At 73.1% G+C, this 20,719-nt stretch carries 22 protein-coding genes; 11 read left to right on the forward strand and 11 right to left on the reverse strand.

The window, feature by feature from the left end:
* Positions 1-133: 133 nt before the first annotated feature.
* Positions 134-1,237 (reverse strand): NADH:flavin oxidoreductase/NADH oxidase, encoded by a 1,104-nt coding sequence (locus ACFRAR_RS35370; protein WP_380703915.1) that lies wholly within the window; start codon positions 1,235-1,237, stop codon positions 134-136.
* A 108-nt stretch (positions 1,238-1,345) separates the two neighbouring features.
* Here ACFRAR_RS35370 and ACFRAR_RS35375 point away from each other — a divergent pair, with 108 nt between their 5' ends.
* Positions 1,346-1,507 (forward strand): hypothetical protein, encoded by a 162-nt coding sequence (locus tag ACFRAR_RS35375; RefSeq protein ID WP_380703917.1) that lies wholly within the window; start codon positions 1,346-1,348, stop codon positions 1,505-1,507.
* Positions 1,508-1,688: 181 nt separating this feature from the next.
* Here ACFRAR_RS35375 and ACFRAR_RS35380 read toward each other — a convergent pair whose 3' ends face one another.
* Positions 1,689-3,086, reverse strand: a complete 1,398-nt coding sequence (locus ACFRAR_RS35380; protein ID WP_380703919.1) for an MFS transporter — start codon at positions 3,084-3,086, stop codon at positions 1,689-1,691.
* A 553-nt stretch (positions 3,087-3,639) separates the two neighbouring features.
* Here ACFRAR_RS35380 and ACFRAR_RS35385 point away from each other — a divergent pair.
* Both ACFRAR_RS35385 and ACFRAR_RS35390 read left to right on the forward strand, forming a co-directional pair.
* Positions 3,640-5,436 carry an ABC transporter permease gene (locus ACFRAR_RS35385; RefSeq protein ID WP_380703922.1) on the forward strand — a complete coding sequence of 599 codons (1,797 nt, stop codon included), beginning with the start codon at positions 3,640-3,642 and terminating at the stop codon, positions 5,434-5,436.
* A gap of 97 nt (positions 5,437-5,533) precedes the next feature.
* The gene (locus tag ACFRAR_RS35390) at positions 5,534-6,865 is read left to right on the forward strand and encodes a nitrate/sulfonate/bicarbonate ABC transporter ATP-binding protein (RefSeq protein WP_380703924.1); all 1,332 of its coding nucleotides are present in this window, start codon (positions 5,534-5,536) and stop codon (positions 6,863-6,865) included.
* Here the strand turns inward: ACFRAR_RS35390 and ACFRAR_RS35395 are convergent.
* A complete protein-coding gene (locus ACFRAR_RS35395; protein WP_380703926.1) occupies positions 6,808-7,377 on the reverse strand; it encodes a hypothetical protein in 570 nt (189 codons plus the stop codon). The two genes, ACFRAR_RS35390 and ACFRAR_RS35395, sit on opposite strands and share 58 nt — an antisense overlap.
* An 89-nt stretch (positions 7,378-7,466) precedes the next feature.
* Positions 7,467-8,276: a MerR family transcriptional regulator gene (locus ACFRAR_RS35400; protein ID WP_380703928.1), complete on the reverse strand. Its 810-nt coding sequence runs from the start codon at positions 8,274-8,276 to the stop codon at positions 7,467-7,469.
* 285 nt (positions 8,277-8,561) lie between these two features.
* Here ACFRAR_RS35400 and ACFRAR_RS35405 point away from each other — a divergent pair, with 285 nt between their 5' ends.
* A complete protein-coding gene (locus tag ACFRAR_RS35405) occupies positions 8,562-9,032 on the forward strand; it encodes a hypothetical protein (protein ID WP_380703930.1) in 471 nt (156 codons plus the stop codon).
* 18 nt (positions 9,033-9,050) lie between these two features.
* On the opposite strand, the gene ACFRAR_RS35410 is transcribed toward ACFRAR_RS35405, so the two are convergent.
* A complete protein-coding gene (locus tag ACFRAR_RS35410; RefSeq protein ID WP_380703956.1) occupies positions 9,051-10,220 on the reverse strand; it encodes an RNA-guided endonuclease InsQ/TnpB family protein in 1,170 nt (389 codons plus the stop codon).
* A gap of 120 nt (positions 10,221-10,340) precedes the next feature.
* On the opposite strand from ACFRAR_RS35410, the gene ACFRAR_RS35415 reads away from it, so the two are divergent.
* On the forward strand, positions 10,341-11,846 hold the full coding sequence (locus ACFRAR_RS35415; protein ID WP_380703958.1) for a metallophosphoesterase family protein: 1,506 nt from the start codon (positions 10,341-10,343) through the stop codon (positions 11,844-11,846).
* A 1,148-nt stretch (positions 11,847-12,994) separates the two neighbouring features.
* Here the strand turns inward: ACFRAR_RS35415 and ACFRAR_RS35420 are convergent.
* Entirely contained in the window at positions 12,995-13,258 is a 264-nt protein-coding gene (locus ACFRAR_RS35420; protein ID WP_380703932.1) for a hypothetical protein, read from the reverse strand.
* A 396-nt stretch (positions 13,259-13,654) separates the two neighbouring features.
* On the opposite strand from ACFRAR_RS35420, the gene ACFRAR_RS35425 reads away from it, so the two are divergent.
* Positions 13,655-13,960 carry a hypothetical protein gene (locus ACFRAR_RS35425; RefSeq protein WP_380703934.1) on the forward strand — a complete coding sequence of 102 codons (306 nt, stop codon included), beginning with the start codon at positions 13,655-13,657 and terminating at the stop codon, positions 13,958-13,960.
* A 75-nt stretch (positions 13,961-14,035) separates the two neighbouring features.
* On the opposite strand, the gene ACFRAR_RS35430 is transcribed toward ACFRAR_RS35425, so the two are convergent.
* Complete coding sequence (locus ACFRAR_RS35430; RefSeq protein WP_380703936.1) at positions 14,036-14,809, reverse strand: TetR/AcrR family transcriptional regulator; 774 nt, start codon at positions 14,807-14,809, stop codon at positions 14,036-14,038.
* A gap of 112 nt (positions 14,810-14,921) precedes the next feature.
* Between ACFRAR_RS35430 and ACFRAR_RS35435 the strand changes: the two genes are divergently transcribed.
* Positions 14,922-15,860 carry an NmrA family NAD(P)-binding protein gene (locus ACFRAR_RS35435; RefSeq protein ID WP_380703938.1) on the forward strand — a complete coding sequence of 313 codons (939 nt, stop codon included), beginning with the start codon at positions 14,922-14,924 and terminating at the stop codon, positions 15,858-15,860.
* A 28-nt stretch (positions 15,861-15,888) separates the two neighbouring features.
* Here ACFRAR_RS35435 and ACFRAR_RS35440 read toward each other — a convergent pair whose 3' ends face one another.
* Complete coding sequence (locus ACFRAR_RS35440) at positions 15,889-16,476, reverse strand: TetR family transcriptional regulator (protein ID WP_380703940.1); 588 nt, start codon at positions 16,474-16,476, stop codon at positions 15,889-15,891.
* Positions 16,477-16,561: 85 nt separating this feature from the next.
* Here ACFRAR_RS35440 and ACFRAR_RS35445 point away from each other — a divergent pair, with 85 nt between their 5' ends.
* Positions 16,562-17,437, forward strand: a complete 876-nt coding sequence (locus ACFRAR_RS35445; protein WP_380703942.1) for a class I SAM-dependent methyltransferase — start codon at positions 16,562-16,564, stop codon at positions 17,435-17,437.
* 110 nt (positions 17,438-17,547) lie between these two features.
* Here ACFRAR_RS35445 and ACFRAR_RS35450 read toward each other — a convergent pair whose 3' ends face one another.
* Positions 17,548-17,853: a hypothetical protein gene (locus tag ACFRAR_RS35450; protein WP_380703944.1), complete on the reverse strand. Its 306-nt coding sequence runs from the start codon at positions 17,851-17,853 to the stop codon at positions 17,548-17,550.
* A gap of 143 nt (positions 17,854-17,996) precedes the next feature.
* Between ACFRAR_RS35450 and ACFRAR_RS35455 the strand changes: the two genes are divergently transcribed.
* Positions 17,997-18,485 carry a GNAT family N-acetyltransferase gene (locus ACFRAR_RS35455; protein WP_380703946.1) on the forward strand — a complete coding sequence of 163 codons (489 nt, stop codon included), beginning with the start codon at positions 17,997-17,999 and terminating at the stop codon, positions 18,483-18,485.
* Between the two features lie 52 nt (positions 18,486-18,537).
* Positions 18,538-19,197, forward strand: coding sequence for a hypothetical protein (locus ACFRAR_RS35460; RefSeq protein ID WP_380703948.1), 660 nt, complete (start codon positions 18,538-18,540; stop codon positions 19,195-19,197).
* Between the two features lie 65 nt (positions 19,198-19,262).
* Here the strand turns inward: ACFRAR_RS35460 and ACFRAR_RS35465 are convergent, their stop codons facing one another.
* A complete protein-coding gene (locus ACFRAR_RS35465) occupies positions 19,263-19,814 on the reverse strand; it encodes a hypothetical protein (RefSeq protein WP_380703950.1) in 552 nt (183 codons plus the stop codon).
* Between the two features lie 17 nt (positions 19,815-19,831).
* Positions 19,832-20,266: an ATP-binding protein gene (locus ACFRAR_RS35470; protein WP_380703952.1), complete on the reverse strand. Its 435-nt coding sequence runs from the start codon at positions 20,264-20,266 to the stop codon at positions 19,832-19,834.
* 237 nt (positions 20,267-20,503) lie between these two features.
* Here ACFRAR_RS35470 and ACFRAR_RS35475 point away from each other — a divergent pair, with 237 nt between their 5' ends.
* Positions 20,504-20,686, forward strand: a complete 183-nt coding sequence (locus tag ACFRAR_RS35475) for a helix-turn-helix domain-containing protein (RefSeq protein WP_380703954.1) — start codon at positions 20,504-20,506, stop codon at positions 20,684-20,686.
* The last annotated feature ends 33 nt before the right edge of the window (positions 20,687-20,719 follow it).

A 20,719-nucleotide genomic window follows, 5' to 3' on the forward strand; every position in this document is an offset into this window, starting at 1 on the left:
ATCACCAGGACGAAGCACAACCACCCCTACAGACAGGCACCTTGTCGGCACTCACTGTCCCACACCTGCCCCGAACGACTTCGCCAGCAGAGTCACGGAGCCGGCTTCCCACCCCCACCCCCGCGGGCGGCCGTCAGGCGCGGTGGTACTGGGTGGGGGCGGCGACCTCGCCGCCGAGTTCGGCGGCGGCGTGGCGGGCCCAGTACGGGTCGCGCAGCAGCTCGCGGCCGAGCAGGACGGCGTCGGCGTGGCCCCCGGTGAGGATGGCCTGGGCCTGGGCGGGATCGGTGATCAGGCCGACGGCCGCCACCGGCAGGCCGGTGCCGTTGCGCACGGCCTCGGCGAAGGGCACCTGGAAGCCGGGCGCGGCCTCGATCCGGGCGTCGGGGACGATGCCGCCGGTGGAGACGTCCAGCAGGTCCACGCCGTGCGCCTGGAGCTCCTTGGCGAGGCGGACGGTGTCCTCGGAGGTCCACCCCTCGCGGCCGTCCTCGGCGTTCTCGGTGAGCCAGTCGGTCGCGGAGACGCGGAAGAAGACCGGCAGGTCCTCGGGCCACACCGAGCGGACGGCGTCGACGACCTCCAGCGCGAAGCGGATGCGGTTCTCGAAGGAGCCGCCGTAGCCGTCGGTGCGGCGGTTGGCCGCGGGGGAGAGGAACTGGTGGACCAGGTAGCCGTGGGCGCCGTGGACCTCGGCGACCTGGAAGCCGGCGTCCAGCGCGCGCCGGGCGGCGTCGGCGAACTGTCGCACGATCTCGCCGATCTGCTCCTCGGTCAGCTCCTCCGGGGTGGTGTGGGAGGCGTCGAAGGCCTCGGCGCTGGGGGCGACCGGGGTCCAGCCGTGCTCCTCGTCGGGGGTGACGGGGCGCCCGCGGTCGACCCAGGTGCGCTCGGTGGAGGCCTTGCGCCCGGCGTGGGCGAGCTGGATGGCCGGGACGGTGCCCTGGCTCTTCAGGAAGGAGGTGATCCGCCGGAAGGCGGCGGCCTGCTCGTCGTTCCAGATGCCGAGGTCGTACGGGCTGATGCGGCCCTCGGGGCTGATCGCGGTGGCCTCGGTGATGATCAGCCCGGTGCCGCCGGCGGCGCGGGACGCGAGGTGGGTGAGGTGCCAGTCCGTCGGGACGCCGGCCGCGTCGCCGTCCGGGGCGGCGCTGTACTGGCACATCGCCGGCATCCAGATCCGGTTCGCGACGGTCAGACCCCGCAGGGTCAGGGGGGCGAAGAGAGAGCTGCTCATATCGGACTCCCGGTGAGTCGGCGCCAGGGCAATGGGCCGACGAGCGTGCAACTTTTGCGGCTGCATTTACACTCGCAAACAATAGTTGTGCATGCACATACCTGCAAGGTGGCTCTTTCGCGCACCCTCCCACCTGCGACAATCCCGTTTCGTGACCGACCTCGCAGTCACCGGCGAGACACCCTGCGCCTGGCCCCGGCCGTGCGCGACCACCTCCTGCCGCTGCCGCTGCCGCTGCCGCTGCTGCGCGAGCGCGGCGACCTGGCCTGACGGGGCGCGGGCGGGGGCCGGAGCGTCGAACCGCGCGAGAAGTGCGTGGGGCCGACGGTCGCGCCTCCGGTCGCGGTGAACTGACGGTCCGTCACCAAGACGGCGCAGCCCGGACGAACCGGGCGGCGCCGTCGAAGCGCCGTACGCGAATGCCGCACGTGAATGCCGTACGCGAGCGCCGTCAGCGTGCCGTCTGCGGCACCCGCTGCGCCGGGGCGGAGCCCCGCGCCGGGCGGGCACCGGCACCGGAGGCGGCGGCCGGCGAGGCCCCGAGCGCGGTGCCGCGCGTCTCCTCGGCCCACGCCACGCAGATCAGCAGCCCCACCGCCGTGACCCCGGCGGCGATCAGCATGGTCGGCCCGGTGCCGAGCCCGGTCAGCGACAGCGGCAGCAGGTAGGTGCCGACGGCCGCGCCGATCCGGCTGACCGAGGTGGCGATGCCCACGGCGGTGGCCCGGATCTCGGTGGGGAACAGCTCGTTGGGGTAGGTCCAGTCGAGCACGTTCGGCCCGCCGCACAGGAAGGCGTACGCGCACAGCGCCAGCAGCGCGACGGCCGCCGGGGCGGTGGGCCACACGCCCAGCAGCGCGAGCGGGACGGTCATCAGCGCGAACGACCAGATGATGACGGGACGCCGGCCCCGGGTGTCGATCAGGCGCAGCGCCGGGTAGCAGCCGAGCAGGAAGACGAGGCTGATCAGGCCGGTGCCGAGGGTCTCCATCAGGTTGCCGCCCGGCATGCCGAAGGAGGAGAGGATCTGCGGGCCGAAGGTGAGCATCGCGAACAGCGGGCCGACCTGGCACAGGAAGAACAGGCCGCAGAACAGGGTGCGGCGCCGGTAGGGCTGGGTCATCAGCAGGCGCAGCCCGGCGGGGCGGCCGCGCTCGGCGGGGTCGGGCATCAGCTCCCGGCCGTCCACCCGCACGCCCAGGTGCTTCTCGACCAGGCGCACCGCCTCACCGACCCGCCCGTTGGCCGCCAGCCAGCGCGGGGACTCCGGCGAGCCGCGCCGGATCACCAGGAAGACCACGCACAGCACCGTGGAGCTCGCCAGCATCCAGCGCCAGCTGCCCGGTCCGGCCAGCTCCAGGAACAGGTAGCCCACCACGTAGGCGAGCACGGAGCCGGCGTACCAGGCGATGATCTGCTTCCCGAGCAGGCGGCCGCGCTGCTTGGCGGGCAGCCACTCGGCGAGCAGCGAGGTGGCGATGGGGTAGTCGGCGGCCACGGCCATGCCGAGCACGAAGCGCAGCACGGTGATCGCCCACACCGCGTCCACCCAGAAGGAGAGCACCGAGCAGGCGACCATCACGAGCAGGTCGGCGGTGTACATCACCTCCCGGCCGATCTTGTCGGTCAGCACGCCGAAGAGCGCGCCGCCGACGAACATGCCGACCAGGGCGGCGGCGCCGATCAGGCTGACCTCGGCGGTGGAGAGCCCGAGGTCCGGGCGCATCCCGATCAGGGCGACGCCGACGATGCTCAGGATGTAGCCGTCGAGCAGTGGTCCGCCCGAACAGGCGAGGGCCAGCCTGCGGTGGAAGGCGGTATACGGGGCGTTGTCGATGGTCTGGGACATGTACTTGGGGTCCTCCGGAGCGTACGGCGCGCACTGCGCACCGTGCGCCGGGTAGACGGCAGGGGAAGACGCCGCCCACCTCGGACGGCGCCGTCGCCCGGTCACAACGGGCGACCGTCCACGGTTGCCCGGCCTTCACGGGGGCGCCACCGGGCCGAAGGTCGAGGGGATTCACGACCAAGGTCCCGAAGCGGACGGGCCCTTCGCCCGTGCCGGAGCGGCGCCCGCCCAGTCCTGCCGGGGGCACCCGCCACCGGGCGCCGCGAACCCGCGCCGGGCGTGACCCTGCTCACTCGAAGCCCCCGACCGGCCCGGGAGTGTGACCCGTCGCACACCGGGGCGGTGACCATCCGTACGGGAACGGCCCCGCCGAGCGACCCCCGGCAGGCCCCCCGAGCCCCCGCCGCGCCCCCGCCGTCAGCTCCCCGTCAGCTCCCCGTCAGGACGAGAGCCCCGGCGGGCGAGCCCCGGCGGGCGAGCCCCGCCGGGTTCCGCCGAGCCGGTGAGAGTCCGCACGTCGGCCCCCTCGCTCCCCGGCCCCACGGGGCCCGCCGTGGTTCAGTACCGCCTGGGCGGCGAGCGACCGGCCCGGGCCGATCGGGCGGTGGTGCGCGTGGCACGCGAGGGCGAGTACCCGTCGCGCGGAGTGTGGCAGCGGCCCCGGCTGCGCTGGATCGACGTCCTCGTCACCGCCGCCCTGGTCGCACTGCTGTACGGACTGCTGCGCCTCGCGCCCTCGCTCAACGCCCCCTTCCTGCCCCAGCAGGCCCCGGCGACCGTCTCCACCGACCTCGCCGACCTGCCCTCCTACGCGGTGCGCTCCCTGCTGCGGATGTTCATCGCCCTGCTCGCCTCGGTCCTGTTCACCTTCGTCTACGCCACCGCCGCCGCCCGGATGAAACGGGCCGAGAAGGTCCTGCTGCCGGTGCTGGACATCCTCCAGTCGGTCCCCGTCCTCGGCTTCCTGTCCGTGACCGTGACGGCCTTCATCAACCTCTTCCCCGGCTCGATCCTCGGCCTGGAGTGCGCGTCGATCTTCGCGATCTTCACCTCGATGGCCTGGAACATGACCTTCGCCTTCTACGCCTCCCTCACCGCCCAGCCCCGCGAACTCGACGAAGCCGCCCGGATCATGCGGCTGACCAAGTGGCAGCGGTTCTGGCGCCTGGACGTCCCCAGCGGAATGATCCCCCTGGTCTGGAACGGCATGATGAGCTTCGGCGGCGCCTGGTTCTTCCTCGCCGCCTCCGAATCGATCAGCGTGCTCGGCCACCACTACGCCCTGCCCGGCATGGGCTCCTACGCCGCCACCGCCATCGCCGCCGGCGACCTCGGACAGGTCGGCATCGCCATCGCCGTGATGATCGTCATGGTGATCGGCGTGAACGTCCTGTTCTGGCGCCCGATGGTCGCCTGGTCCGAACGCTTCCGGGTGGAGGAGGCCGAAGCCGCCGACCGGCCCCGCAGCGTCGTCCTGGACGTGCTGCGCCGCTCCAGCCTCCCCGAACGGGCCGCCCACCCGCTGCGCCCGGTCGGCCGGGCCCTGGACCGCGGCACCCGGGTCTTCGGCCTCGCCGAGCACCCGCTCGCCCGCACCACCGTCCGCGAGCGCACCGGGGACGTGTTCTTCGCCGGCGCCGTCGCCGCGGCCGTCGCCTACGGCGCCTGGCGGGCCTTCGACTACATCCACACGACCGTCGGCCTCGGCGAGTTCGGGCACGCCTTCTGGCTCGGCGCCCTCACCTTCGGCCGGGTCGTGGCGCTGCTCGTGGCGGCCACCGCGGTGTGGGTGCCCGTCGGGGTCTGGATCGGGATGAACCCCAAGGTCACCCGCTTCGCCCAGCCGGTGGTCCAGGTGCTGGCCAGCTTCCCGGCGAACTTCCTGTTCCCGTTCGCCACCGCCGCCTTCGTCGCCCTCGGGATCTCGCTGGACTTCGGCTCGGTCCTCCTGATGGCCCTCGGCGCCCAGTGGTACATCCTCTTCAACGTCGTCGCCGGCGCCTCCGCGATCCCCACCGACCTGCGCGAGGCCATGACCGGCTTCCAGGTCCGCGGCCGGCTGCGCTGGCGCGCCTTCATCCTGCCCGCCGTCTTCCCCTACTACGTCACCGGCGGGATCACCGCCGCCGGCGGCGCCTGGAACGCCTCCATCGTCGCCGAGGTCGTCGACTACGGCGCGCACCACCTCACCGCCACCGGCCTCGGCGCCTACATCACCGACGCCACCGCCACCGGCGCCTTCCCCAGGATCCTGGTCGGCATCACCGTCATGAGCGTCTACGTCGTCGCCCTCAACCGCCTGCTGTGGCGCCGCCTCTACCGCCTCGCCGACACCCGCTACGCCCTCTGACGCCCCGGCACCGCCCCACCGACCCCCGTCACGCTCCCTGACCCTTGCCCCCTGACCCCTGACCCCTGACCCCTGCCCCCTGACCCCGGAGCCCGCGATGACCGCCAGCACCGCCGGCAGCGACCGCACCACGATCGTCGAGGCCGACAGCGTCACCAAGACCTTCACCACCCCCGACGGCCGCGCCCTGCCCGTCCTCGACGACATCAGCCTCCACCTCGACCAGGGCGAGATCGTCGCCCTGCTCGGCAAGTCCGGCTCCGGCAAGTCCACCCTGCTGCGCTGCCTGGCCGGGCTGATCGCCCCCTCCTCCGGCACCGTCGCCTACCGCGGCACACCGCTGACCGCCGCCAACCCCGGCGTGGCGATGGTGTTCCAATCCTTCGCGCTGCTGCCCTGGCTGACCGTCCAGCAGAACGTCGAACTCAGCCTCCAGGCACGCGGAGTGGCCGAACAGGAGGGCCGGGAACGCGCACTCAAAGCGATCGACCTGATCGGCCTGGACGGCTTCGAGGGCGCCTACCCCAAGGAGCTGTCCGGCGGCATGCGCCAGCGGGTCGGATTCGCCCGCGCCCTGGTCGTCGAACCGGACGCGCTGTTCATGGACGAGCCGTTCTCGGCCCTGGACGTGCTGACCGCCGAGAACCTGCGCTCCGAACTCGTCGGACTGTGGGAGGGCCACGAGGCACCGGTCAAGTCGATCCTGATCGTCACCCACAACATCGAGGAGGCGGTACTGCTGGCGGACCGCATCCTGGTGCTGTCGAGCAACCCCGGACGGATCCGCTCCGAACTGACCGTCGACCTGCCCCGCCCCCGCGACCGGCGCACCCCGCAGTTCGAGGCGCTCGTCGACACCGTCTACGGCATCCTCACCGGCCGCGAGGAGACCCCCGCCGCCACGGCCGCGCCCGGCCGCCCGCCGCTCACCCCGACCACCGTGCCGCTGCCCCGAGCCAGCGTCGGCGGCCTGGCCGGCCTGCTGCAGATCCTGCTCGCCATGGGCGGCGAGGAAGGCCTCGCCGAGATCGCCGACGAGCTGAACTTCGAGGTGGACGACCTGCTGCCACTGGTCGACGCCGCCGTCCTGCTGGGCCTGGCCACCACCGCCGACGGGCGCCTGGCCGTCACCGACGCCGGCCGCGAGTTCTCCGCCGCCGACATCCTCACCAGCAAGCAGCTCTTCGCCCGCGCCGCCGCCAAACGCGCCCCCCTGGTCCGCGCCATCGTGCAGGCCCTCGCCGCCACCGACGACCACGAACTGCGCGAGGACTTCTTCCTCGACCTGCTGCGCCGCGGCTTCGACCTCGCCGACGCCCGTCTCCAGCTGGAGACCGCCATCGACTGGGGCCGCTACGGAGAGCTGTACGACTACGACGCGGACGACGCGGAGTTCGTCCTGGAACCGGGGGCGGAGGCGGCGCTGTAGGCGGGGTCGGCGGGGTCGGTGCCCGGGGCCGGCCGGTGGCGGGCGGCCTCGACCAGCAGGTGGGCGGCTTCGGCTGGCAGGTCGAGGTGGCGGGCGATCCACGCGGCGTCGTGACCGTGGGTGGCCAGCACCCAGCCGGTGTACAGCTGGTCCACGCTGCCCACCCGTCCCGAGCGCAGCAGCGGGCGCACCCGCTCCAGCGGGAAGCCGTCCAGCGCCCCGGGTTCGAACCACACGCCGGCCCCGCCGTTCGTACCGGCCCCGTCGGCCCCGTCGGCCTCGCCAGCTGGGTGCGGGTGCGGGTGCGGGCGCGTCCGCGTGGCCCGGCGGCCGTGCAGCAGGGCCGCGACGACCATGAACGCCCCGGCCGCGGCACCGGCGAGGACCGCACCGAGCAGGGCCCGCTCCCGCGACGGCGCGACGCCCAGCACGACGACCTCCACCAGGACCAGGGCCAGGACGGCGAGCACGACCCTGCCCTCGGCCGTGCGCGGGTGGAACACGGTGGCCATGGCGCGACCTCCTCCCCTCCATCGTCCCGCGCCGCCCGGGGCGGTGTCGCGAGGACGCCGAGGGCGCGGGGACGCCGAGGTCAGTACACCTAGGCCAGCGGCACGGCGACGTCCACGACGTGCTCGTCCGGCCCGGCCGTCGCCCAGTCCGGGTGGTACACCTCCCGGTTCGGCCCGCCCCGCCGGTACCCGCGGGCGCTCACCCACGCCCCCACCGCGTCGTGGACGGCGGCCATCGCGGCGGCCGGCCGCCGGGCCAGCCCGGTGTACGCCTCGCGGTGCGCCGGCTCGACGCGCACCCCGAACGGCCCGTGCGGCCCGACGGCGTTCGGGGTGGGGGCACAGACCTCCACCAGGGCGGCGCAGTCCTCGCCCACCAGGCCGTGGAACACCGCGAACAGCGGCGCCGACAGGCACGCCCCCACCTCCCGCAGCCGCCCCAGCAGCAGTTCGCCCGCCTCGGCGAGGAAGCCGGGCAGCGCGGCGGCGTCCACGTGCCGCCGGACGAACAGGACGAGCCGCTCGGGCACCTCACGCTCCGCGACCTCGAACAGGGCGGCGCTCCTCCCGGCCAGGACCTCCCGGGCGTAGCCCACCGCCTCCCGGCGGGCCGCGTGCTCGGCCTCCCGCTCCCGCCAGTACGCCAGCAGCTCCCGCTCGCCCCGCGCGGCGCCGACGTCCAGCACCGCCGCGATCCGCGCCAGCGGCAGTCCGGCGGCGCGCAGCAGCGCGATGCGCCGGGCCCGCTCCACCTGCGCCGGCCCGTAGCGGCGCACCCCGCTGCCCGGGTCGACCAGGGCGGGCGGCAGCAGCCCCCGCTCGTCGTAGAGCCGCAGGGCCTTGAGGCTGAGCCTGCTGCGGGCGGCGAGTTCGCCGATGGTGATCACGTCTTCCGGCACGCCCGCCACTGTGCCCCCTGCCCCTGGGGGAGGGGCAACCGCCGTAACCCGCTATGTGGCGGTACGTCGGCTTTCCGGACGTTCCCACCGGATCGGCCGGCCTGTTCGCGGCACCGAGCGGACGGGTTCACCGAGCCGTGGACCGGAGGTCGTCCGTGCACGGTTGACTGCCTGCTGCCCGGGGGAAACACCCCGGGCCGCACCGCCGGCGGGCGAACGGCGACCGCGGCGCCCCGCACGCCGCCGCAAGCACCCGAGCCCGCCGCCGTCCGAGGAGAGCCCCACATGCCACCCCCGACCGCAGCCGCCACCGCGCCCGCCCGCACCAGCCCCCGCACCAGCCCCCGCGCCCGCCGCCGCGCCCTGGGCACGCTCGCCCTGGCCACCGCGCTGGCCGCCGGCCTGCCCGTCCTCGCCGCCCCCGCCTGGGCCGCCCCCGCCCCGGCCAAGGACGCGGCCCGCGCCGCCGACCCCGGCCTGGTCCTGGACCGCCCGGGGGAGTCGGTCGTCACCCGCCGCGAGGTCACCCCCATCGCCCCCGGCCTGACCATGACCTCCTTCGACCGCCTCGGCGGCAAGGGCTGGATCCGCGGCAAGGTCCTCGTCGCCGACCTCGACACCAAGGGCCTGAGCGTCGACTACCTGTCCTCCGGCAAGGTGACCACCCGCCAGACCGTCACCGACATGGCCCACGGTGCCGGAGCCGTCGCCGCGATCAACGGCGACTACTTCGACTTGACATCCTCCCCGCCCTGATCGGGCAGGGGTTCCCCCTCAGCCTCGCGGCTGAGCCGCTGCGCGTGAGCGCTGCGGTGGGACGTTTTCCTGCTTCGTCGACGACTGCCCGCCCGGAGTGCTCCGTTGAGGTCTTACACCGTCTCCACAGGCTGCAACCGCCAGCCCGGCGGCCAGGATGTTCTTCGCTGCGTTGACGTCCCGGTCGTGGGTCGTCCCACAGACGCACGTCCACTTGCGGACGTTCAGTGGCATCCTGCCCCGCAGAGTGCCACAGGCCGAGCACAGTTTGGACGAGGGGAACCAACGGTCGACAACGACCAGGTCCCTGCTGTACCAACTGGCTTTGTACTCCAGCATGGACCGCAGTTCGGTCCAGCCCGCGTCCGCGATGGTACGGGCAAGTGTCCGGTTCTTGAGCATGTTCCGGACGGTCAGATCCTCGATCACGATCGTTTGGTTCTCACGAACGAGTCGAGTGGTGAGCTTATGGAGGAAGTCCCTGCGTCGGTCGGCGATCCTCGCGTGGATCCTGGCTACCTTGACGCGGGCCTTGGCCCGGTTCGCTCCGTCACCCTTGGCCTTGCGGGACAGGTTGCGTTGGGCCCTGGCGAGGTGCTCGCGGTCCTTGCGCTCGTGCCTCGGGTTGGTGATCTTCTCTCCGGTGGAGAGTGTTACCAGCGCGGCGATACCAGCGTCGATGCCCACGGCCGTGTGGAACGGCTCGGGCATGGTGGGCCAGTCGTCACATAGCAGGGAGACGAACCAGCGCCCAGCAGAGTCCTGCGACACGGTCACCGTGGACGGCGCCGCCCCGTCCGGCAGAGGCCTGGACCACACGATGGCCAACGGCTGGTCCATTTTTGCCAGTGTGAGCCGTCCGTCGCGGAACCGGAACCCCGAGCTGGTGTACTCGGCGGATTTGCGAGACTTCTTCCGGGACTTGAACGTCGGGTATTTGGCCCGTTTCTGCCAGAAATTGGCGAAGGCCCCCTGCAAGTGCCGGAGTGCCTGTTGCAATGGCACGCTGGACACCTCGCAGAGGTAGGTCAACTCCTCGGTCTTCTTCCACGCCGTCAGCATCGCTGAGGTGGCAGTGTAGTTGACCCGATCCTGGCGAAGCGTCCACGCCTCCGTGCGGGCCTGCAACGCCAGGTTGTAGACCTTCCGCACGCACCCGAACGTGCGCGACAGCTCAGCAGCCTGCACACCGGCGCCCTCACCCTCGCCGACCTGCGCGTCAAGGTCGCCCCCGACGTCGAACTGCCCGTCCAGCCCAAGGTCACCGACCCCGTCGTCCTCACCCACGGCACCGTCGACGGCCGCCCGCTGCGCGTCGCCGTCATGTCCGACGCCCAGTTCATCGCCCGCGCCCCCGACAGCGACATCGTCCAGGCCGCCCGCCGCACCCTGCGCGACATCGCCGCCGCCAAGCCCGACCTGCTCGTCATCGACGGCGACCTCGTCGACGAGGCCGCCCCCGCCGACTTCGCCCTCGCCCGCAGGATCCTGGACGAGTTCGACCAGCTCACCGGCCACAGCATCCCCTGGCACTACGTGCCCGGCAACCACGAGGTCATGGGCCCCGGCACCATCGACAACTTCAAGGCCGCCTTCGGCGACACCACCCAGGTGTTCGACGTCAAGGGCACCCGATTCGTCACCCTCAACAGCTCGCTCGGCACCCTGCGCGCCGGCGGCTTCGACCAGATCGCCACCCTGCGCACCGCCCTCGACGGCGCCGCCAAGGACCCGAACATCACCGGCCTGCTGCTCTTCGAACACCACCCCACCCGCGACCCGCTGCCCGACCAGGGCAGCCAGCTCGGCGACCGCAAGGAAGCCGCCCTCGTCGAACAGTGGCTCGCCGACTTCCGCACCGGCGGCAAGTCCGCCGCCATGGTCACCGGCCACGTCGGCGCCTTCCACGCCCAGAGCATCGACGGCGTCCCGCACCTGATCAACGGCAACTCCGGCAAGGGCCCCGCCTCCGAACCCGACCGCGGCGGCTTCACCGGCTGGACCATGCTCGGCGTCAACCCCGCCGCCGGCCGCGTCAGCGACCCCTACGCCGTCGCCGACGACGCCTCCGCGTGGCTGCGCGCCGAGACGCGGGCCCGCGCCGACGCCGTCGACCTCAAGGCCCCCACCGCCCTCGGCCTGCTCGAAACCGCCCCGGTCGACGCCACCTTCCGCCAGGACGGCGAGCGCACCGTGCCCGTCGCCTGGCCGGTCACCGCCCAGTGGGGCGGCACCGGCGTGCACATCGGCACCGCCGCGAGCGCCCCGCGCACCGCCGTCGCCGCCTACGACCCGGCCACCGCCACCCTGACCGGGCTGCGCCCGGGCAGCGGGACGCTGAGCGTCACCGTCGGCGGGGTGAAGGCCGAACAGCCGCTCACCGTCGGCGCGGTGCCCGCCTGCACCACCACCGTGCGCGGCAAGCACTCCTCGCTCGCCGTCACCGCCGGCGTCACCTGCCTCCAGGGCGCGAGCATCGACGGCCCGGTCCTGGTGCAGCCCGGCGCGGCCCTGGTCGCCGTCGACTCCACCGTCAACGGCCCGCTCTCCGCCCGCGGCGCGAGCACCCTGGTGCTGAGCGACACCACCGTCAACGGCCCGGTCGCCGTCAGCGGCACCACCGGCACCACGGCGATCCTGCGCACCACGGTCGCCGGCCCGCTGCACGCCGCCCTGAACACGGGCGCCACCCTGCTGGCCGGCACCACCGTGCGCGGGCCGCTGGACTGCTCCGGCAACAAGCCGGCGCCGGTCGACGGGGGGCTCGAGAACACGGTGAAGGGTCCCAAGTCGGGTCAGTGCAGCACGATGTGATGTCTCATCGGTAAATTCTGAGGCGCCGGGGCCCGGACCGCTTGTCGCGGTCCGGGCCCTGCGGTTTGGCCGCCCCTCGGTCACCCCGCCCTACCGTGACCGCCGGCGCCGGCGGCGAGGAGCCACCCACGGCGTGGGCCGCCGGGTGGCCCCCGGGCGGGCGGGCTTCCGTTGCGGCCCGTGGCCCGGCTGCGACGGGCACGCCCAGGTGCGGGGCGGCGTGAGCGGCTCCGGCAGGGGGACCCAGGAGCCCCCGGGGCGCAGCCAAGACGGGGCCACCCGCTGGGGCACCGTGCTGAGGATGCGGTGCCTGGGGGAGGCGAGGACGGACCGGCGCCCGGGGGTGCCCGGCGCGGCCGTACGGCTCACGAGCGTGACCAGGCGCAGGAGTTCCGCGACCTCGTCCGTGACGTCACCGGCGACCGGCCGCCGGGGGGTGCCCGGGGTCCGCCTGTGGAGCGGCGCGAGGAGGTCGAGAAGGCGGATGGTCGACCTCATGCCGACCCCGAACATCCCGATGCGCCCATGCTCTTGAGAAGGCGGCGCGGGTGGCGACGACCACACTTCGACAGTGCGGTCGAGGTACCGCGTAAACCCGGTGAACCGCACTGCAGCCCAGGGCTTCTCCGGCGCCGGGAGCTGTGGCGGCGCGTCGGAGTAGGAGGTGAGGCGATAGGTTCGCGCGGCGGCCGTGGGCACGGTGGTCTCCACGGGCTTGGCCAGCTTCCGCGCCCGGTAAGCCGCTTGGCGGCAGGCGTTGTTGCAAAAACGCCGAGGGCGTCCGGTGGTCGGCTGCGTGAACGGAGGCGACGAACAGCCGGGCCTCTCGCACCGGTGGATCGGTACTGCCGTCCTCGACGCCCAGACCTCGGACGAGTAGCGCGGTCCGTGCGGGCTGCTCAGTTCCTCCCGGAGCGCCTCCGCGTGCTCCGACGTGGCCAGGCGGTCGAGCTGATGCGACACGTAGTCGGAGATGACGTACGTGGGGACGCGCATCTGCCTGGCGATCTGGCCGATCGGCGCACCGTGGAGCAGGTGCAGCAGCAGTGTGCGGGGACCGCTCCCCAGAACCTGGAGGGCAGGGCCGATGACGTCCTCGCCCAGGTGGCGGGAGACGGGGTCGTGATCGGGCCCGTAGATCCTGCGCCTCATCGCAGCTCTCCTTCTTCGGCGGCAGAAGCCTCGCCGTCCGAAGGGACGGAAGCGTCTCGGGCGATCGGGACCCGGCGACTGAAGAAACCGAACAAGCCCGTCAACGTCTTCCCGCTGCCCTCAAGGAGCCGGGGCAGGTCCTCCGGACGCGCCCGACTCATCGCGATCCTGGCCAGCAGGCCATGGATCACCATGGCCACGACGCAGACCACTGCCAGGACTCCCACCAGCACGACACACAGGAGCACCCGAACCGACACCTCGACCTCCCCGAACCCCGGGAACGCAGAAGACCCCCGCCAGCGAGGCTGACGGGGGTCTTCTGAAGCGGAAACAAAAAAGCCCGCCATCGAGGCGGGCATCGTGCCGGACACACGTATGCCCGACCGCCATCAGGCTACCACGCCGCGGTGGTCGAGTAGTTGGGGCGGCATCGGTGCAGGTCAGCGCTGTTGACTGGAGAGAGGCATTGCGCCCTCTAACAGAACAAGTTTCGTAACAGCCCCCAGATCCGCTCCGGCAGCAGCCCGGCCGGGAGCCCCCCGCGTAAGCGGAAGGAATGATTTCGGCCAGTTGCGTCACCGGTGGATACAACTGACCGCATCTTCGGCATGCTGTCCGCACACGTTGTTCGAGGCGCGACAAAGGAGAAGGCCATGCGTCGAATCGCTGCTCTGGGGACCGGTGCGGCGCTGCTGGTGGCGGCCGGTGTGATGGCGGCGCCGAGCGCGTCGGCGACCTCGTACTGCTTCATGAACCAGGGAACGAACTGGGGCTCGGTGAGCTGCCAGACCACCGCCCCGAAGAACCACTGGCAGCTGGTGCTGGTGTGCAACAACGACAACGTCAAGGGCAGCCAGGCGACGGTCAACGGCCTCTGGCACACGGGCGACGGCAGCGACACCCTCTACTGTCCGACCGGCTACAGCGCCGCCTACACCAAGGTCAACAACGACAACTGACCTGCCGCGTACGGGTGCCGGCCCCCGCCGCGCGGCGGAGGACGGCACCCGTACGCGCGCTGTCCGGCCGGCCGCTCAGCCGGCGAGGCGCCGGCGCCGGGCCCGCTGCCGGCAGGTGGCACCGCAGTAGCGCACCGGACGGCCGGTGGGCCGGACCATGAGCGCCGCCCCGCACTCCTCGCAGTCTGCCGAAGCCCCCCGAACGACACCCGGGCCGTCACGAAAGACCGGTCGTTCCGTGACGGGGCCGGAAGGCCGCAGACTCTCCAGCGCCAACCGCGCGAGCCCGAGCCCGGCCGCCCGGTCGCGACGGGCACCGACCATCGACGCGCACCCCACGACGAACGACGCGACATCGTCGGGACCGAGGTCGGCCCGCACCCCGCCCGCCCGCTGCGCCGCGTGCAGCAACGCCGTCAGCACCTGGCGGAAGCGCAGCACCGAGGCCGTGAGCAGCGGATGCGGCCAACTCCCGTCCGCCGCGACGACCTCGCACACCGGCCCGCGCCGCCCGGACGTCTCGACGACCTCCAGCAGGAACCCGAAGAACGCCTCGGTGGGCGCGAACCGGGCCATCCGCCGTTCGCCGGAGGCGACCAACTCGTCCAGCTGGCGGGCGAACACCGCCTCCAGCAGGGCCTGTTTGCTCGGGAAGTGCCGGTACACGGTGCCCGCGCCCACCCCGGCCCGGCGCGCGACCTCGCCGAGCGGGACGTCGAGCCCGTGCTCGGCGAACGCCTCCCCGGCGGCCGACAGCACCTTCGCCCGGTTGCGACGGGCGTCGGCCCGCTCGCCGCCGCCACCGCTATCACCGCCGCCACCGCTACCACCGCCGGTCACTGACGTCATGTCACGAAACCCCTTGTCCCCCCGGAGCCAACCGGGTTGAAGTGTCCCAGATACCCCGGGCCGACCACACCGGCTCCCCGCCGACCGCGCCCCGGGGACGAGGAAGGACGACATGACCGCCGAACCCACCCGCCGCCCCGCCACCGAAACCGGCACCGCCCGGGGCCTCGTCGCCGTGACCGGCGCCACCGGCAAACAGGGCGGCGCCACCGCACGCCGCCTGCTGGCCGCCGGCCGCCCGGTCCGCGCACTGGTGCGCGACCGCACCGCACCCGCCGCCGTCGCCCTCGCCCGCGCCGGAGCCGAACTCGCCCACGCCGACCTCGACGACCCCGCCGGCCTCGGTCCCGCCCTGGCCGGCGCCACCGCCCTGTTCGCCGTACCCCCGGTCGCCTACGGCCCGTCAGGCACCGACACCGAACGGGAATTCGCCCGAGGCCGCGCCCTGGCCGATGCGGCAGCCGCCACCGGCATCCGCCAGGTCGTCTTCACCGGCGTCGCCTCCACCACCGGCGCCGCGTTCACCGCACCGGGCAAACGCCGCACCGAGGAGTACCTGCGCGAACGGATCCCGCTCGTGACCGTGCTGCGCCCGGTGCGGTTCATGACCAACTACCTCGGGATCAACGGCTTCAGCCTCGACGGGATCGTGGACGGCGTCCACCGCCACCTGTTCACCCCGGACGACCCCCTCCAGGTCATCGCGCTGGAGGACATCGCCGAGTTCGCGGCCCTGGCCTTCGAACAGCCCGAGCGCTTCGCCGGACGGACCCTGGAGCTGGCCGGCGACGCCCCGACCCCCGTCGAGGCCGCCGCCGCGATCAGCGCCGCCACCGGAATCCCGGTGCGTTACCAGCAGCTCACCCACGACGAAGCCGCCGCGCTGAACCCGGAGTTCGCCGAGGTCCGCGACCAGTGGGCCGCCGGACACCGCTGGCACGCCGACATCGAGGCCCTGCGGGTCATCCACCCCGGACTGCGCACCCTGGACGACTGGCTCGCCGAGACCGGCGGCGCCGCGCTGCGCGCCCAGCTCCTCGGCGCCCCGTAGACCCCCTGCCCTCAGGGCGCCGCTGTCCTCAGGGCGCCGCCACCAGGGCCGCGACCAGGCGGCGGACCGACTCGGGGCCGTCCGCCGCCTGGACGCTGCCGTGCATCCGCAGATGGTGCACCGTCCCGGTGACCGCGAGCGCCAGCATCGGGCAGTCGGCGTCCGCCGCCACCCGGCCGAGCCGCTGCTCGGCCTCCAGGTAACGCGCCATCGCCTCCTCGACCGCGCCCGGCCCTGGCGCGCCGCCCTCCCACGCCTCCCGTACCCGCCGCGCGACTTCGCCGCGGGACAGCGCCGCCGCCGCGAGCGCGGCCCCGTTCGTGCCGAGCAGCGCGAGCGCCGCGCCCGTCAGGTTCTCCCGTACCTCGCCCCGGCCCGCCCGCTCCGGCAGTGCCCGCACCTCCTCGGCGATCGCCTCGAAGCGGTCCAGGACCAGCTGGGCGACGAAGTCGTCCAGGTCGGCGAAGTGGCTGTACAGCAGTCCCTTCGCCAGCCCCGCCTCCTCGGTGACGGCCCGGTTGGTCAGCCCGGCCGCCCCCTCCCGGGCGAGTACGCGCTCGGCCGCCTCGAACAGCCGCTCCCTGGCGTCGGGGATCGCTACGCCGCGTGGTGACACCGGGTTCCTCCTTGCCAGTATGGGCGTCTGCCCATACCTTGTGATGGGCAGACGCCCATCCTAACGGCCCGGCAGGAGCGACCCCATGCGCCAGCTCGTCAACTCCGCACAGTCCCAAGCCTGGAACGGCGACGAAGGCCGGTACTGGAGCGACCACCACGACCGCTGGAACGCCGTCAACGAAGGCTTCGACCAGCCCCTCCTCACCGCGGCCGCCCTCACCCCCGAAGACCACGTCCTCGACATCGGCTGCGGCGCCGGCCAGACCACCCGCCTCGCCGCCCGCACCGCCACCCGCGGCACGGCCCTCGGCCTCGACCTCTCCGCACCCATGCTCGACCGCGCCCGCACCCTCGCCGCCGAGGAAGGCCTGGACCGGGCCGCCTTCGAACAGGGCGACGCCCAGGTCCACCCCCTCCCCACCGCCGGTTTCGACGTCGCCATCAGCCGCTTCGGCATCATGTTCTTCGAAGACCCCGTCGCCGCCTTCGCCAACATCGGCCGCGCACTGCGCCCCGGCGGCCGCCTCGCCTTCGTCTGCGTGTCCGACCCGGCCCGGTGCGAGTGGATCCAGGCCTACGGCACTGCGCGCGCAGCCCTGCCCGTCCCGCAGGAGGGCGCCGCGTCCGCCGGGCCGGTCTCCGGGCCGGGGATGTTCTCGCTCGCCGACCCCGCGGAGATCCGCCGGGTCCTCGGCGCGGCCGGCTTCGCCGACGTGCGCACCGAAGCCGTCGAGTCCGCCGGACACTTCGGCCGCGACGCGCAGGACGCCGCCGACCACCTCCTGGGCTCCGGCCCGGGCCGGCACCTGGCCGACCTGCTCGACGCGGCGGGCGGCGACGGCCCGAGCGGCGCCGATCAGGTGCGCGCCGCCCTGGCCACCGCCCTCGCCCCGTACGAACGGCCCACCGGCGTCCACCTGCGCACCGCCGCCTGGCTGGTCACCGCCACCCGCCCCTGACCACCAGACGGCACGAAGGAGTCCGCAGACCCGGACCGCCCACACGGCGGCGGAGCGGCGCAGGAAGTCGACGGGTCCGACGTCCTGCGCACCAGGTGGAACCCGAACCGTCAGTGGGAGCCACCGGCGCCCTCCGAGCCGTAGAAGCGGCCCCGGTCGCACAGGGCGTCGATCTCGGCGATCTCCTCCTCGCTCAGCTGCGCATCCAGCGCGACCCCGATGACGTGCCGGGCGCTGGCCAGCCGCCGGGCGACGTCCCAGTCGGCGACGAACCTGCCGACGGTGGACTCGTCGGCGGTCCCGGCCGCCTGGCGGGACCCGAGCCGGTCGAGGGACACCACGAACTCGTTCAGGTCCCGGAGGACGGCGACGACCTCGTCGAGGGGCATGCGGATCTCTCGGGGCAGTATTTCCATCAGCCGATCGAACACCGGAACCGGGGCTCCGGTCCACAGCCTGCTCCTGCCGGTCGGGGCCGGTCCGAAACCCCTTGGACGGCACGGGGACCGGCTTGCTGCAATGGCGGACGGCCGCTGCCGGAGTCGAAGGGATCGCGGCGATGACCGAGATCGGACTGCATCTGTCGGTGCGCGCCCTCACCGAGGCGGACCTGCCGTCCTGCGGGTGGGCCGGCTCCCCGAAGCACGTGCGCGAACTCGTCCACCAGATCCGCCGAGCGGAGGCGGGCGAGGTCGACTACCTGGCGGTCTGCGCGCCGGTCGGGCTCCCGGTGGCGGTCGGCGGCGTCGACTACACCGTCAAGCCCGGCGCCGGCACGCTCTGGCAGCTCGGCGTCCATCCGGCCCTGCGGTCCTGCGGGATCGGCACGCTGCTGATCCGCTCCGCAGAGCAGCGGATCGCCGCCCGGGGCCTGACCCGCGCCGAACTCAAGGTGGAGGAGAGCAACCCGCGTGCCCGCGCCCTCTACGAGCGCCTGGGCTACCGGGCCTTCGGCCGCGAGCCGGACTCCTGGGACGTGGAGGCCGAGGACGGCTCGCTCCAGCGGTACGAGACGATGTGCACGCTGATGCGCAAGGACCTGGCGTGACACCGGAGTTCGCGGCGATCGTCGCGGAAGCGACCGCTGACCCGGAGCGGTCGTGGGGCTCGTCCTCAAGGGCTCCCGGGGCCCACGAGGGCATGGCCACCCGGCACTCCGACCACGACCTCTACGTCGCGTCCTCGATCCGGACGGCTACCGGTCCGCTCGGCTCGACCTGGTCGTCACCACCCTGGAACGGTTCCGCCGCCCCGCCGACTGGGAGCGGTACGCCATCGCCCGCCCCCGGGTGCTGCTCGACCTCCGGGGCGGGGAGGTCGCCCGGATCGTCGCCGCGATGGGACGGCTCGGTGTCGAGGAGGCCTTCCGGTCCGGCGCCGCCCTGCTGGACGCCTACGCCAACTCGCTCTACCGCCCGGTCAAGAACCACCGTGACGGCGACCGGCTGGCAGGCCACCTCGACGTGGCGGCGAGCGTGGGATTCCTGCTGGACCTGCTCTTCGCCCTGGACCGTCGGGCGCGCCCGTACAACACGTACCTGGCCTGGGAGTTGGACCGGTTCACGCCGCCGGGGTGGGAGGGTGCCGAACTGCTGGATGCGGTGGCCCGGGTCACCGCTACTGGCGAAGTGGCTTTGCAGCAGCGGATCTTCGCCCGGGTCGAGGCGGCCGCCCGGGCCGCCGGGCACGGGGCGTTGCTGGACGCCTGGGGCGAGGACCTGTTGCTGATGAGGCCCGAGCCGGACCGCCCGGGGCAGTAGCCCTCCTGGCGGTGACCTGCTGCGTAGGAAGTCGGCCGGGCCGACTTCCTACGCCACCCCGGGATTCAGGTGCGGGTGGCTTGGGTGCGGCAGTGGGTGAGGGCGTAGCGGATGCGGGGGTCGGGGTTGGGGGTGGTGGTGAGGAGCTCGCCGACCTGGACGAGGGTGGTCCAGTAGGTGGCGGGGTTTCCGGTGCGGGGCAGGGGGTGGGTGGCGGCGAGGGAGAGGTAGGCGGCGGTGAGGTTGCCGGTGGTGAACCAGCGCTGGAGGCCGTGCTGGTGGCCGGGCCGGATGCCGCCCATGGCGTCGATGGCCGTCAGGAAGTGGGCGACGACGGTGCGCTCGGTGGGAGTGAGCTGCTTGGGGACGTCGAAGACGCCGAGGGCTTCGAGGACTTCGCCGGTGTCGGATTCCGCGTTGGGGCGGGGGTCGGCGAGGAGGGCGTCGTGGCATTCGGCGAGGCGGCGGGTGGTTTCGGCTGCGGGGATGGCGAGGGCGACGCAGACGGCCTCGGCGCAGGGCAGGGGCTGGTGGCCGAGGCGGGCGAGGAGCGCGTAGGTGGCGGCGGGGGTGGCGCCACGGGAGAGGGTGTGGCGGGCGAGGGTGGCGAGGTGCATGGGGTGGGGTTCGGCTTTCAGGCGGTGACGAGGACGGGGGTGGGGGCGGGCGCGATGAGGGCCCAGACGAACTTGCCGGGACTGCCGGGGCGGGGGCAGCAGCCCCAGCGCTCGGCCAGCTCGTTGACGAGGAACAGGCCACGCCCGTGCTCGTCGTCCGGAGCGGCGGTGCGGAGGACAGGGCGGCCGCCCCCGGCGTCGTGGACTTCGAGGCGCAGGCGGGAGTTGACGAGCGCGAAGCGGATCTCGATGTGCTGGTCGTCGGGCGCGTCGGAGTACCGGACGGCGTTGGCGAAGAGCTCGCACAGGAGCAGCTCGGCGGTCTCGGCGTAGCGCTCTCCGGCGGGCAGTCCGGAGAGGTAGGCGCGGAGCATGTAGCGGGCCAGGGGCGCGGATTCGACGCAGGAGTCGAGGCGCGCGACGAACATGCGCGGGCGGCGGGCGGTGGGCATGGGGAAGTGCCTCAAGGGGTGCGTGCGGATGGGGTTCGAGAAGTCCAGTGAAAATTAGGTGAGTTGGAAGAGAGTCTCGGGATTCCGTGGAGGGCATATGAGGCCTCCGAGGGTTGCGCTGTGCTTCCGGCGAATCACCGGGTGTAGCCATGGTGGCGCTTTGCCCGCTACGATCGGAAGGCTTTCCCACTTGACAGTTTCTCCGGGTGGTACTCACTCGGCAGTGGAGGTCTGGCCATGCGCGAGTCTCAGCTGGATCCATCGGCTTCACCCCTCAAGGCGTTTGGAGCCCAACTGCGCAGGTTGCGTAAGGCGGCTGGCTTGACGCAGACCCAACTTGGCGATCTGACCCAGCTAACCTGTGCGTTTCACTTGGGGCCGTGTCCGGATCATGAGCGGGAACGCGAAAGTGCCTTCTGAACTGGGACGATGAGGCTTGTCTAAGGTCTCCGT

Source organism: Kitasatospora sp. NPDC056651, from assembly GCF_042792155.1.
GTDB lineage: Bacteria > Actinomycetota > Actinomycetes > Streptomycetales > Streptomycetaceae > Kitasatospora.